Below are 12884 nucleotides of genomic sequence, written 5' to 3'. Positions count from 1 at the left end.
CAGACCGGGTCGACAAAAATCAGCGATGGCCTGGCATTCACTGATTTTTCAACCGCGGAGGAAGGGGCAATCGGCTGCGGCATAAATTTTCCATTACAGACCAGCCATTCGTCACAAATAGGGTGGACGATAGGCATCTCGCCATTCGCCAAGCAAGTCGCGAGGATCCCACAAAGAAATGGCTTCGGTGACGAGGTGCGCGATGAACAGGTCGCCCCCCAGCCAACCCAGGATCTCGTCACGCTTGAAGCGCGGCCTGAAAGCCGACAATGGTCGATGTCTGGGCAACATGAACGATTGGCAGCTAACAGGGACCAGAATTTGGGCCTTAACTACAGTTTTTGAGCGGATGTGGCCATCACGTAGATGCGTTCCGAATGTCCGGCTTCCTGTTTTCACGCTCCGAAGCGGACCGAGCGCAAGGTCCCAGCGCAAGCCGTTGAGCCGACGTGGTGCAGCCCTGGAGCAAAGGTCGGCTTACCTTGGCTAGCCGCTCCAAAGGCGACTGTCGCCATAGTCCCAACAGGAGCCGCTTTGTGATCTCTGGAGAGGCAGGCACGCTGGCAGCATCCTGCTACTTGCAGGGCGGTAATTCATTCAGAACGCGCAGCAACAACTTGATCAGCTCATCTTCATCCTTTGGCCAAGGGAAGGGGCCCAGGCCGCTCAAGGCCTGATTGATCGCAGCGTGTGAAGGAAGGCCTGTTTGTGAGCTATTCTGCATCCGCCAAAGACCCTCTCAAAAACGTAGGAGATTGGCAGGCCCGGAGGCGTGTTCCGCCTCCAGGCCTGGTCTTTCCTGATAGGTCGACAGGCTTCCCCTTCAAGAGAGACATTTAATATCAGGCAATTCATCAGGGGGGCTGCCTGATACCAAGGGTACACAGACCGCCCATAGGACGATCGAGACCTGCATATGGCAGGCATTCTGCATCGTCTATATATTTATAAGATCATCTAGCACTACTTTGGCAGAAGTTTACTGGGACGTCTGATGAGGCAACATCCGCAGTGAGGGCAATGCCCCGGCGGTGAGCGAGACAGGCGGTCAAGGATGACCTGGCGCACTGCTGGCAAGGTGGGTTGGGGAGGCGGACCGAGGATTCTTTTTTTTCCGCCCCGCCTGAGCGAGCCTTTGGGATTGCAGGAAGGCGTAGGCCATCATCGACATCAAGGCGTGGCGGTGAAGCCCGGTCCAGGATCGTCCTTCGAAGTGATCGAGGCCGAGTTCCTCCTTGAGTTGCTGATGCGCTTGTTCGCAAACCCAGCGCGCCTTGATCGCACCGGCGAGAACCTTGATCGGGGTGTCGCCGGGCAGATTGGAGAGATAGTATTTGCGCTCGCCATTCGAGCGATGCTCACCAACCAGCCAGGCTTCCTCGCCCGGCATGTGCTGGGCCCCGGCAGAGCCGATCCGTTGAGGCGCACCATCGGCAATGCGCACGCGCATGGCGGCAAAGCGGGCCGTCAGCCGTCCCTTTGTTCCTTTGCGCCAACTGACCTGTCGCCACTTCGCGCTTTCGAGCATTGCGTGCGCGGCCATGGATTTGACGTCGGGCACATGTCGCACCCGTGGGCGACCGCGTCCTGCGACTGGGAAGATCAGTTGCACATCGGCCGGATAGACCTTCTGATGCCGGGGGATGCCAACCGCCCAGCAAAGGCTACGTGCACTCAGTGCCTGCCGGAACGGAGCCGACAGCCCGTAACCCGCATCGGCCAGCACGCAGCCAAAGCGCACCCCGGCCGCGATGACACGATCAATCTCCTCAATCGCGATCTCTGGCTTGGTGCGGTATTCCTGCAAGGGCGCAGGCACGCCAACCTTGTCCATGCGCGCAGCATCGCTCGTCCAGCTTTCCGGCAGGAACAGCCGCAAGCTTAACATGAGGGGAACTTCGCCCGAAGCCAATGTCACCGATACCATCGTCTGGCAGTTGGCATTCTTGCCCAGCGCCGTAGCGTATTGGGGCGCGACGCCAACCGAAGCCTTGCCCTTCTTGGGCAGGGCGGTGTCGTCGATGATCAACCAGGCTCCCTCACCGCCAACCAATTCATCCGCCTGGTTCCACAAGGTCGCTTCCAGTGGGGCGCTGTCCCATAAGCCAGCCCCGATGAAATGATGAAGCCGGTCGTAGGGTATCGCATCCGAACGGGCTGCCATGGGTTGGATGCTCTTGCGATCGCCGGGCCCGATCAGACCGGCGATATAGGCCGGGCACATTCTACGTCGAGTCTTGTTCCCCAAGGCTTTCAGATATGGCGCAAGCCACCGTTCAAGATCCGCCTGCCACGCCTCTTCCATCGCCAGCCTCCATCAAAGCTGGCTCCCCATGAATCACGCATTCAGTGCCATGGGAATCCCGAAAATCAAACTTCTGCCAAAGTAGTGCTAGGTCGTGTTGACAAAAGGGATTCCCAACTCGGTGAAGTTCTGATTCAAGCCTGCCTTTTGGAAGGGCAAGCATGGATCGCGGCGACCTGAGCGACGCAGAATGGGAATTGATCGGGCCGCTGCTTCCGCCCGAGCGAGGCAGGCATGCGCGCCCGGCCGGAGATAACCGGCTCTATCTCAATGGAATGCTGCACGTCCTGCGAGTTGGCTGCCCCTGGCGCGATATGCATGAGCGCTACGGGAAGTGGAACTCGGTCTACGTCCGGTTCCGGCGCTGGGCCGAACAAGGCGTCTGGGATGCCATGCTGCAGACCCTGGTCGATCTGGGCCTGACCGACGACTGGCAGCACATGATCGACAGCACCACGGTTCGCGGTCATGTCTCGGCCGTGGGCGGAAAAGGGGGGCTTGTGCGCAGGCTTTTGGTCGATCACGCGGCGGCTTTACGTGCAAGGTCCACGCCCGCTGCGACAATCAAGGCCTCCCTCTCGGCTTCCACCTGACGGGCGGCGAGGCGTCCGATTACGGCGGTGTCGATAGCCTCATGGCCATGCCGGTGCCAAAGCCCGCCGCCTTGCTTGCTGACAAAGGCTATGATGGCGACCGCTTCCGCGAGAACCTGCTCCTGAGCAACATTTTGCCGGTCATCCCGCCGCGTTCGAACCGCAAGGTACCAGAGCATCCGAACTATCAACGCTATCGAGATCGCAATCGCGTCGAGCGCATGTTCGGCTTCCTCAAGCACCAACGCCGCATTGCGACGCGCTTCGAGAAAACCGCGCTCTCCTACCTCAGCTTCCTTAACCTCGCCGCCGCAAGGCTATGGTTGAAGCATTTTGTCAACGCGACCTAGCTGTCTGTGTGTACAAGCTGCCGTTTCCACGGACACTCGGGTCCAATAAACTCTGCTGCCGCACTTCATGGCCAGCGGCCACGATCCTAGGGCGAGCCGTTGGCCGACGCAGTGCGGCCACGGAGCGAAGTTCGGCTTACTCTGGTAAGGCTTTCCGAACCCGACAGTTACGAATTTCCCACGGCCCGCCCTTATCTGCCGTCCGTCGAACTCATGTGGATAGGGCAGGTGGCCTTGCTCTCCGCCTCCTCCGCCTTTGTCGCGCAGTCGGCGAACTTGGCACGCTCCTCGTCCGGTAATCGCAGGAAGTGAGCCACTTCCTCCCAGCGCTTCTCATCGTAGACTTGCATAAGGCGCTCGCCAGCAGTCCAGCCATCGCGCTTCATGGCCGCCACAGCGGATTTTTCGCGCCAGTGCCAACTCTCCGGTACGATATCCAGGACGACAGTTGGGGCAGAGAACATCAGTAGTGCGCCCATCACGAAGCCACCACCCAAAACGTAGAGAAGCAACTTGTCCTGTTTGTATGCCTCCCGGGCTGAATAAACGACTTCACGGATCGAGTTTGCCTCGATGTTCAGCTCATTGCGGGCCCGGGTCCAGGCGACTTGCTCCGCCTGTCGCGCTTCTTGTGCAGCCGCTTTGATCTGGCTGTTTACACGTTCGGGCGTCAAGGTCATTGCGGGCTGACCTTTCAGGGATTGGACTTCCTTTCCGAGTTGATTGATCCGCTTATCGATTCCGGCAAGGTCCGCGCTGTAGTCGCGCTCCTGAAGGTGATCGAAGCGCGCGGCAAAGCCATCAATGGCCGCTGACATTCCGGCGAGACGGCGGTTCATTGCTTCAAATGCCTCGGCAGCATCGAGCTCTTCAGGTGGGGTGGTTTCAGTCATGCGCGAAGGCTACCGCTCAAGCCCGCGTGAGCGCGAGCGGCTGATCCAATCTTGCATGTCCCGAGACAGGGTACTGCCTTCGCGGGGCTTGAAACCGAGTTCGTGAGACCTCCCGCGAAGCCGGGATTCCAGTTCCGGGTCGCGATGGAAGCTCTTCGAGAGGTAATCGATTCGCTCGGCCGCGCGTTCGGCACCGAGGGGGTCGCCCATCTTCTGCATGCGCAGAAACTGGCGGGTGCGGGTCTGCCATTCTTCGATGAAGCGATCCGCCCGCTCATCAGCCGCAATGCGGATCTCACTTTCGAGGCGCATCGCCTGGATGGCTCGCGCACTTTTGCCCTGCGCGGCCTCGTCGATTAGCGACGGGTCCTTGCTCATGGCGGCGTACATGTCTTCCGCCGCGTGCGGCCGCTGGACATCGAGGCCTTTGGCTGCGCGATCGAGGGCGTGCACCTGGCTGATAATCGGATTGAGCCGCTGGCGCTGCATCCGGTCGATGTCGCGCAGTGCCCGCCCGTAGCGCGCGACGGCGGCGTCGAGCGGCTGGGCGTGTTGAATGGCTGGCTCCGGCTGCACCTTGAACCGCATCCCGGCGAAGGGATTGCGCCGAACCTCGGGTTCGCTCTTCGGCGTAGGCGCTGGTTCCGGCTTCGGCACGCGCTCGGGCGTGCGGGTGTAGTCGGAGACCATGTCCTTGCCGCGCTCACGGCTGAGCGCGCGGACAAGCCGGCTGCGCTCGACAAAGTCGTCCTTTCCATAATGCAGGTCGACCTGGGTCCGGTGGCGTGACAGCGCGACATAGGAGGCATGCCGATCGAGCCCCGGCGTTGCCAGCACATGGACCCGGTCCACAGTCATGCCCTGCGACTTGTGGATCGTTGCCGCGTAGCCGTGATCGACGTGGGCATAGTCCTTGATGTCGAAGGCAACCGAACGCCCGTCATCGGTGCGCACGCGCATGCTCGTGTTACTGACGTGTTCGACCGTGCCCAGCGTCCCGTTCTTCACGCCAAGGCTGCGCTCGTTCTTGAGAAACATCAGGCGGTCGCCCGAGGCAAATGCCCGTTCACCGCGCTCAACGGTCAGCCCCACGTCCTGCCCGAGCATCTGCGCGCCGCGCAGGCGATTGCGCGCGGCCTCGTTGAGTTCGCGCACCTCGTCGTTGGTATGGGTCAGGATGATCCGGCTGGCGTCGGGATGCGTTTGCCGATCCCTGTCCCAGCGCTCGATCAGATTGGTGCGCGCGTCCTCGCGCGTCTTGGCGGCATAGACATGGCCCGCTTCTTCATAGGCGGAGAGCGCTTCGCCGGTTCGCCCGGTGGCAAGCTGGCGCGTGGCCTCGCGCTGCCATTCTTCGGACTGCCGGCGAATGGCGGTAATTTCGACCCCGCCATGCCGCTCGGCGATACTGCGGAATGAAGCGCCGGCCTCGATCGCCTGGAGCTGCTCGGGATCGCCGACGAGCACGACCTTGGCGCCGCGCTTCTCGGCCTCGCGCATCACGCGCTCCATCTGGCGCGTGCCGATCATGCCCGCCTCGTCAATGACAAGAACGGACTTGCTGGTCAGCAACTCGCGTTCCTGGCCCCACTGGTGTTCGAGACTGGCGAGTGTGCGGCTGGCGATGCCCGAACCCTGTTCGAGGTTCTCAGCGGCGATGCCGGAGAGCGCCGCTCCGTGCACCGAGTAGCCCGCCGAGTGCCACGCCTCGCGCGCAACCCCGAGCATCGCGCTCTTGCCGGTCCCGGCATAGCCGATGACACTGCTGATCCCGCGCGCATCGGTGACATGCTCGAAGGCCCCGCGCTGCTCGGGGGAGAGCACCATGCCGCGCGCCTCGGCACGCGTGAGAGCGCGGTCGCGATGCCGATCGGACACGCTGTGATGACGCTCGGCATCGAGCCGGACGGTTCGCCGTTCAAGCCGCTGCTCGGTCTCCAGCATGGCGCGCGAGGTAAAGCGATCCTCGCCGCGCCCGTCCTTGCCCAGTTTCACCAGCTCAGGCGAGGCTTTTACCACCGCCATGACCTGATCGAACTGCTCCTTTCCCTCGCTGTGGCGGTGGACGAACATGGCAAGGTCACGGTTGGTGAACGTCGACTGCTGGTGGGTGATCGCGTCGAGCGCGATGTGCGGGGCCGCGAGCAGCTTCTCGCCATTGGCCCGTGCAATGGCGTGGTGCTCGTCGAGCCGTTCGCTTTCCAGGCCTTGGTCGACCATGCGCGAAGCGGCCGGGCCGATCTTGTTCTGCGGCTCCAGCTCGATGCCCTGCGCTTCCAACGAACGATGATCGACCCGCGCGTCGATATCGAGCTCGGCCAGCCGGGTGTTGACGTGCCCGGCCCAGGCCTCGCGCCAGTGGGTGAGCAACTCGGTGCGGTTCCAGTCGCGCACCTTCGCGCCAAAACCTTCTTCGGCCACTTCGCGCAAGCCCAGCATCACATGCGCGTGCGGTTTGGCGAGCCCATCGGCTCCCATATCCCAGTGCACATTGAGATCGGCAACCATGCCACGATCGACGAACTCGCGCTTCACGAAGTCGCGCGCCAGTTCGATGCCATCGGCCTGTTTCATCTCGCGCGGGATGGCGAACTCGACTTCACGCGAGAGCTGCGCGTCCTTGCGCTTCTCGGCCGCCTCGACGTCGTTCCACAGCCGTTCGCGGTCATGCCATTCGTCGGGTGCGTGCTCGGGAAGCAGGACTTCGGAATGGACGACGCCGGCCTTGTTGGTGAAGTCGTGGCTGCGCTCTAACCGCTGGTCGTGCAGCCGCGAGGCCGAGCGGTAGGCGGCGGCGGCCACGGCGGACGATCCGGCGGCGCGGGAAATGACTTTGGCTGAGAAGTGGTAGATCGCCATGACGACCTACCAATTACCCCTGAAAGCGCACGTCGGCACGACGTATAAGCGCGCCCTCGAACGATTTCATCGCACTCGGGAACACGAAATCCCATATGATTTCACGCTATTGAGGGGGGCTGAGACTCCCGATAGCGCAATGGTCCGACTTCCTCAACGAAAGGACGGACCATGCGCAAACCCAAAGACTACGATGCCGAGCTGAAGGCGCTGACCGACAAGGCGAAGCAACTCAAAAGCCGCAAGGTGACGCAGCTTGGTGAGCTGGTCACCGCGACCGGCGCCGATGCTCTCTCAGCAGAAGAACTCGCGGGCGTCCTGCTCGATGCCGCCAGCGCGACCGATGCAACAAAGAAGGAGGCGTGGCGCAAACGGGGCGCGGCATTCTTTTCGGGCGAAGGGAAGGCAAAGGCTCGCCAGCGAACTGAACGCGAGCCGCGCCGCGCTGCGCCGGAATCGGGCAGCGCGCAACCGCTGTTCGATGGGCCAGGCGCGGCATGACAAACGCGAATGGCAGGTGAAGCGGCGCGAACGCACCCGCCAGCTTATCGAACTGGGCGGGCTGGTCGTGAAAGCCGGGCTTGTCGAGCTGACCGACGACGACCGCGCAGTGATCCTTGGCCTGCTTGTCGAAGCGGCAGCGAGGCTGCGAAGCGAGGATCGCGAGCAGGCGCTGACGCTGTGGCGGCGCAGGGGCAAGCGCGTTTTCACCCAAGACGCCATCATGCCGCAAACAGACGCGCACCAAACGGCCCGTTCCTGAACCGGCCTTGGCGTAGAGATTCGCGTCTGGTAACGTGCAAGGGCGCTGCGCAAAGGGCAGCGCCGGGACTGGTAATCCCGCAGATCGATCAAGCTCGGAAGACACAGTTTTCCGGGGTGCCGTCGCGTATGTCCAAACCTTCGGGTGAAAGGCGGCGGCGCATGTGATCTGCATGTTACCAGCTCCGGCGGCTCCCGCGCCCAGTGTGCGGGAGTTCGGGACTGGTCCGCATGATGTCTCGCCTCTTCCGCTCCACCGCTCAGATGCGGACCCGGAGGTGCCGATGGACAGCTTTGTTTCTGTTGCTTCACCCGATGAGATCGCCGCTGTTTCCGCAGCGCTGCGTTCCTTGCCAAACGACAATTCCGCACTCGCTGCGCTCTGGAAGATTTACGGAGCCCAGCCCGTTCGATTGCTGCGAACCCAGGAAGGGCGCAGTCTCAGCCGGGCGCGTTACGAACGGGCGCTGGAATTCATGCACGGGCTCGAACCCAATGGCCGGAGCGACTGGCCGTATTTTCTCTACACCGCCGGGATCGTAACGCAGCTGGCGCTGTCCTCGCATCTGCTCGATGTGGGTTTTCCGGACAGCTGGTGCGCGCGGCATGTCGGCCTGCATGTCGACCGTTCGCTGGCTTACGCGAACGTCACGGCGTTCGGCTATGATTGCCCCGAGACGGAGCGGTTGATGCAGGTGCTCTCGCCGTACTGGAAATGGAACCAGCAGAATGTGGCTGGCGGGCAGTTGCCGGACGATGGCGGGTTTACGCCGGACACGGTTCGTGCGTTGGTCTGCCGGCTCGTCGATCATGTGTGTCATGTGACGGGGCATGCGCGATCGCGGGGTAGGCCTTCTTGATCCTGGGAGAACAAGGCGCGGAACCGTTCTGTTTCGCGCCCTTTCATGACCTTTGGTGGTCGCAATCGCGGCCCAGGATGCCGACCATCCGCTTTGCGCTACTGACCGAGCCGAGCAGTCAGCGGGTTTACCATCAATTCTGACGCTGGATTTCCAGCAGCCGTTTGGCGAGCATGAAAGGGAATAGGGTCACGACAGCCCAGATCGCAAGGATCAATGGAGTGAATGCCAGGTAAGCCCACCATGCCCCGAATTCCGAAGAAATGTCGGCAGAGTAGTTAGCGGTGAACCACAGCGCGAACCAAAGCGGTGCCAGCCATAGGACGAAGATCAAGACCATCCTAAGTGGGCCTGGGCGGAAGCAGCCCACGAACACCGATAACAAAATTGCGGTGACGGCGATCATGAATTCGTGTGGCACGCTGGCAGCTTACCAGCGCGAACGGTAACTGCAACGCCTGCGTTTGCCCTTGGCAGCTACGCGCCCCTTTAAGCCATTCTATCGCCGTTTGCACTGGCTCCGAACCGGACATTGGTTCGAGATAGCTATTAAGCCGACGCCATGGCTAGGCCCACCCTGACCCGCCGCAGAACGGCAAGGGCGTACGCCGGATCGGCGTCGATCCTATGCTGGCCTCATTTCCGACGTGTCCAAGGTGGCGGCCACTCCGATGCGTGCGGCCACGGGCAACGCCTTTACGGACAGTCAGGTGGAACGGTGTAGCAGCTTGTGCCGTTTCAGTCCTATGTGGGGATGCGGCAGGCGAGTGAGCAGAATCACCCCGCGCGACGATAATATCCGGTAACTTCTTCAACCGCGAAGGGAATGGAGATCGGTGTGTCAGCAGCGCGCACGACGATATGGCCACGCATTAACGACGCAAGGGAGTCCGGCGCAGCCGTCGTGGGATAGAACGGGTTGTCAGCAGCCGCAGTGCAATGACGAATATAGCTTACGTCCGTAGTGTTAAAGCTGCTCGCCTGATGCGTCATGGTCATGCCTCCTTGCGCCATCCCTCGAAACGCCTCATGTCTTGGATACCCACTTGGGGCGGTCCCATCGGATTGGGGACCTCAATTCGCGACACGGTGCCTTCCGAGACAAACTGGTGACTGCCGAATGCACTGCTTTCGATCAGTGCGCGCGGCGTCGCATAGTCCGCCTGCTGCTGACCCGCAAGTAGTGTATCCAGATTGAACGGCGTCCGCAGCGACAAAGATTCAACGTAGTCCTGCTGCAAAGCCTTTAAAATCTCGTAAAGTTCCTGACTGGGGTTCTCGACGGCCAAGCCGAGGCCGCGCGCTTCACGCCGATTGATTGTGTGATCGTGGCTCCCTGATTCGCTGCACAGGAACGACACTATCCGGTCAATCACATCGGCTTCCGTCTTCTGGAATTCCAACAGTCTCCGCGCAAGCGTTCTAATTTGCTGACGGGTTCGGAATATCTGGCCAAGCACCAACGGGTGAATTTTCTCTGAGAGATTAGTCCAGATTCCGGCGAGGGCCGCACCATCGGTGATTTTCAGTTCGTTGATCGCGACGTCAAGGTAGCCCTGCACGGCCTCCACGCTCACCGGCGCACGATGGTTCGGATTCCCGCCGGGAACGATCGGGCCAAGCGGACTGTTCAAGCTGGGGTCGATCGGGCCAAGGGTGGCCTGCTTTGTCATAACGATCTTATTTGCCCCAAGGCATATGAGCGTTCCTGCGCTCAACGCCTTAACGGGGACGATCACTTCCAACTCATCACAGAATGTGCGGATCAGATTGATAAGCCGCCATGCGGCCGCTGTATCACCGCCATTCGTGTATAGGATCAGTGAAATCCGCTTGGTCGGCCAGATCGCGTCGAGATGGTCGACGAACAAGTCTACAATCTCGGGAGAGACTTGCGTCTCTGCTCCGGGGCGATCGCCTGTGACATAAGCTAGAACTCGGCTCTCACGCGACGCTTCGATTTGCTCGTAGATTGATTTACGCGCGTCATAACCAGCCAAGCGCTGTCCCCCCTCGCTTTGTCAAACCGACATATAACGAGAGCTTCAAGTAGGAAAGCACAAATTCAGCCCGCGCAGGTAACACTTAGTGGCCCCATAGCCGCTGTCGGAAAATAATCTTCCGTCCGCTTCGTGATCCGCAATCTCAAATGCGGACTGTCGCCTACCGGCCCAGGCTAGATGCCAGCGGCAGGGGATCGAACCCGCACCCGCTTCCGGGATCGCTGTTGCGATACGTCTACCAATTCCGTCACGCTGGCAGGACCTTCTAACCAGGCTAGGCCGAAGCGGCAATGTCGCCTTTGGCGGACTGGCTCCTCCGAACCGGTCGGACGGCAACCGGCCCCAACACGCCATTCAAAGGTGGGCTTATGGCCTGGATCGAAATCACTTTTGCGGTGCGCGAATGCAGCCCTGCCGTCCATCCATCGTTGCCCTACGTTGAGTGATTCGGCCAGATATTCGGTATATCGGGTGGCTCCCGATGCCTGTTGAGACGGCTTGCGAGCAGAACGTCAAAATGGAAATTCTGGCGGAATATTTTTTCGTTCGTCCCCAACCGTCCTTAGACGTCCCGGATCGTTCACTTCGCCAGGTTCTGCGCTTCAGCCAGTGCCGCATACCCTTGATCCGGGCTCGTTTTGGCCCATTCTTGTTCGTGGCCGGCCAGTCCACCTCACCAAATCGGAGGACATGCCACATGAACATGATGACGCCCCCTGACCGCTTTCTTCGCCTCGGCGATGTGCTCGACCGTACGGGCCTTTCCCGCGCGACCCTCTACCGCAAGATTCAGAGCGGGACCTTTCCCAGGCAAGTGCGCCTCGCCGAACGATGCTGCGGGTGGCGCGAAAGCGCCGTCACCGAATGGATGCGCAATCCCATCTTCTACTCGGTCGAAGATTTCCCGCCCAAGGCATGAGCAGCCATCCCAATCCAGTAAGAACCAGGCGCGCCCGCCGCAGCGGGCGCGCCCGTTTGCTCACCAGCCCTTGCGCTTTTGCCGATCCAGCGACAGGCTAATCATGGCAATCGCGCGCCCCATCTCGATCTCCACCCTGCGCACGCTGATGTCGAAGCGCGCGGCGATCTCGTCGTAGGACCAGTTCTCGTAGCGCACGAGGCAGAACAGCTGACGGTGGAAGCGCGGCAGCGAATGAACGGCCCGCGCCACCCGCCGCAACTGCGGATCCTCGTACTCGGGGAAGGCATCGCGCAGGAACGCTTCGCGGATAGCCTGCTCCAGCTGGTAGAAACGCCGCATCATGCCACGTCCTCCCCGAAAGCAAGGAGGTAGTCGGCGCCCTTGCTGGCTGCACTTGCCGCCCGGAAGATCGCCTTCTCGTCAGCGCGCAGCACTTCAAGCCACGCCCCAATGTAATCGGAATGGCGAACCGTGGGCTCGATGCCCAGCGACGCGCAGGCAAACGCCGAGGTCATTTCCGCGACCAGTTCCTCCTTGGCGTACAAGGCTGAACCGAACTTGCCGCTCTGATTGCGCTCCAGCCGTCCCTTGCCGCCAGCCCAATGGCCAAGCTCGTGCAGCGCCGTGCGAAACCAGTTTACCGGATCATGGAAGGCGGCCTGCGGGGGCACCTGCACATAGTCTTGCTTGGGTGAATAGAACGCTTCGCTCCCACCGATCCGGAAGTCGGCACCGCTGGCGGTAACCAGCTTGTCCACTTCGGCTATCGTGATCACGGGATCAGGCACCACCGGTTCTTCCGTATACTGTTCGGGCAGCCCCTCGATCTGATCGAGATTGAACACCGTGAAGCGCTTCAGGAAGGCAATCGTGCGCGCCTCGCGGTCCTCGCCTGCAGCTTTTGCGGCCTCGTCCTTGGGGGTGAAGCGGTCGGCATAGCAAATGACAGTGCCTTTCTCGCCCCGCCGGACATGCCCGCCTGCCTTCTCGGCCTGCTTGTAGGTAAGCCAGCGCTGCGACGTGAACTGACGCTCCACCGCCTCGCACCACAAGATCAGCACATTAATTCCGGAGTACACCCGTCCTGACACCGCGTTGTGCGGCATCGTGCATGCACACCGGGCCTTGTCCCAAGGCTGTACCCACGGAAGGCGTCCTTCTTCCAGCTCGGCGATCACACGTGCGGTCACATCGCCATAAAGGCTCTGACGGTCGGCCATAACTCCTGCTCCTTTCCTCAACCGCCATTGACCGGCGCCAGGGTGGCGGGGGGCGGCAGGAGCAGACCAGAAGCTCCGCCGGCTAAAGGCGGGGCGCACCCGAAGGGGCGAAACAAA

12 protein-coding genes, 1 tRNA gene and 1 pseudogene are annotated in these 12884 nt (G+C 61.3%); 5 read left to right on the top strand and 9 right to left on the bottom strand.

Going from position 1 to position 12884, the window contains the following annotated elements:
• Positions 1 to 1048 precede the first annotated feature (1048 nt).
• On the bottom strand, positions 1049 to 2305 hold the full coding sequence (locus LC060_RS07545) for an IS701 family transposase (RefSeq protein ID WP_226634144.1): 1257 nt from the start codon (positions 2303 to 2305) through the stop codon (positions 1049 to 1051).
• A gap of 161 nt (positions 2306 to 2466) precedes the next feature.
• On the opposite strand from LC060_RS07545, the pseudogene LC060_RS07540 reads away from it, so the two are divergent.
• A pseudogene (locus LC060_RS07540) lies at positions 2467 to 3248 on the top strand (IS5 family transposase).
• Positions 3249 to 3439: 191 nt separating this feature from the next.
• On the opposite strand, the gene LC060_RS07535 reads toward LC060_RS07540, so the two are convergent.
• Both LC060_RS07535 and traA read right to left on the bottom strand, forming a co-directional pair.
• The gene (locus LC060_RS07535; RefSeq protein WP_226634142.1) at positions 3440 to 4141 is read right to left on the bottom strand and encodes a DUF6118 family protein; all 702 of its coding nucleotides are present in this window, start codon (positions 4139 to 4141) and stop codon (positions 3440 to 3442) included.
• A 9-nt stretch (positions 4142 to 4150) separates the two neighbouring features.
• Entirely contained in the window at positions 4151 to 7000 is a 2850-nt protein-coding gene (gene traA / locus LC060_RS07530; RefSeq protein WP_226634140.1) for a Ti-type conjugative transfer relaxase TraA, read from the bottom strand.
• A 171-nt stretch (positions 7001 to 7171) separates the two neighbouring features.
• On the opposite strand from traA, the gene LC060_RS07525 reads away from it, so the two are divergent.
• The 3 genes from LC060_RS07525 (at position 7172) to LC060_RS07515 (ending at position 8622) form a co-directional block, all read left to right on the top strand.
• Entirely contained in the window at positions 7172 to 7501 is a 330-nt protein-coding gene (locus tag LC060_RS07525; protein ID WP_226634138.1) for a conjugal transfer protein TraD, read from the top strand.
• Positions 7482 to 7763, top strand: coding sequence for a conjugal transfer protein TraD (locus tag LC060_RS07520; RefSeq protein ID WP_226634137.1), 282 nt, complete (start codon positions 7482 to 7484; stop codon positions 7761 to 7763). Before LC060_RS07525 ends, LC060_RS07520 begins: the two co-directional genes overlap by 20 nt.
• 283 nt (positions 7764 to 8046) lie before the next feature.
• A complete protein-coding gene (locus LC060_RS07515; protein WP_226634135.1) occupies positions 8047 to 8622 on the top strand; it encodes a hypothetical protein in 576 nt (191 codons plus the stop codon).
• Positions 8623 to 8755: 133 nt separating this feature from the next.
• Here LC060_RS07515 and LC060_RS07510 read toward each other — a convergent pair whose 3' ends face one another.
• From LC060_RS07510 to LC060_RS07495, 4 genes are all read right to left on the bottom strand, one after another.
• Positions 8756 to 9028, bottom strand: a complete 273-nt coding sequence (locus LC060_RS07510) for a hypothetical protein (RefSeq protein ID WP_226634134.1) — start codon at positions 9026 to 9028, stop codon at positions 8756 to 8758.
• A 371-nt stretch (positions 9029 to 9399) separates the two neighbouring features.
• Entirely contained in the window at positions 9400 to 9615 is a 216-nt protein-coding gene (locus LC060_RS07505; RefSeq protein ID WP_226634132.1) for a hypothetical protein, read from the bottom strand.
• 2 nt (positions 9616 to 9617) lie between these two features.
• Entirely contained in the window at positions 9618 to 10622 is a 1005-nt protein-coding gene (locus tag LC060_RS07500) for an SDH family Clp fold serine proteinase (protein WP_226634130.1), read from the bottom strand.
• Between the two features lie 181 nt (positions 10623 to 10803).
• Positions 10804 to 10882 (bottom strand) — tRNA-OTHER (locus LC060_RS07495).
• 446 nt (positions 10883 to 11328) lie between these two features.
• Here LC060_RS07495 and LC060_RS07490 point away from each other — a divergent pair.
• Positions 11329 to 11544: a helix-turn-helix transcriptional regulator gene (locus tag LC060_RS07490; protein ID WP_413465102.1), complete on the top strand. Its 216-nt coding sequence runs from the start codon at positions 11329 to 11331 to the stop codon at positions 11542 to 11544.
• Positions 11545 to 11604: 60 nt separating this feature from the next.
• On the opposite strand, the gene LC060_RS07485 is transcribed toward LC060_RS07490, so the two are convergent.
• Together LC060_RS07485 and LC060_RS07480 are read right to left on the bottom strand one after the other, a co-directional pair.
• Positions 11605 to 11889, bottom strand: coding sequence for an RNA polymerase sigma factor (locus LC060_RS07485; RefSeq protein ID WP_226634128.1), 285 nt, complete (start codon positions 11887 to 11889; stop codon positions 11605 to 11607).
• Positions 11886 to 12767, bottom strand: coding sequence for an ArdC family protein (locus LC060_RS07480; RefSeq protein ID WP_226634126.1), 882 nt, complete (start codon positions 12765 to 12767; stop codon positions 11886 to 11888). Before LC060_RS07480 ends, LC060_RS07485 begins: the two co-directional genes overlap by 4 nt.
• Positions 12768 to 12884: the final 117 nt, after the last annotated feature.

The organism is Novosphingobium profundi, from assembly GCF_020524485.1.
Lineage (GTDB): Bacteria > Pseudomonadota > Alphaproteobacteria > Sphingomonadales > Sphingomonadaceae > Novosphingobium > Novosphingobium profundi_A.
The sequence above is the reverse complement of the archived record's forward strand: the minus strand, read 5'-3'. Positions and strand labels throughout refer to the sequence as shown.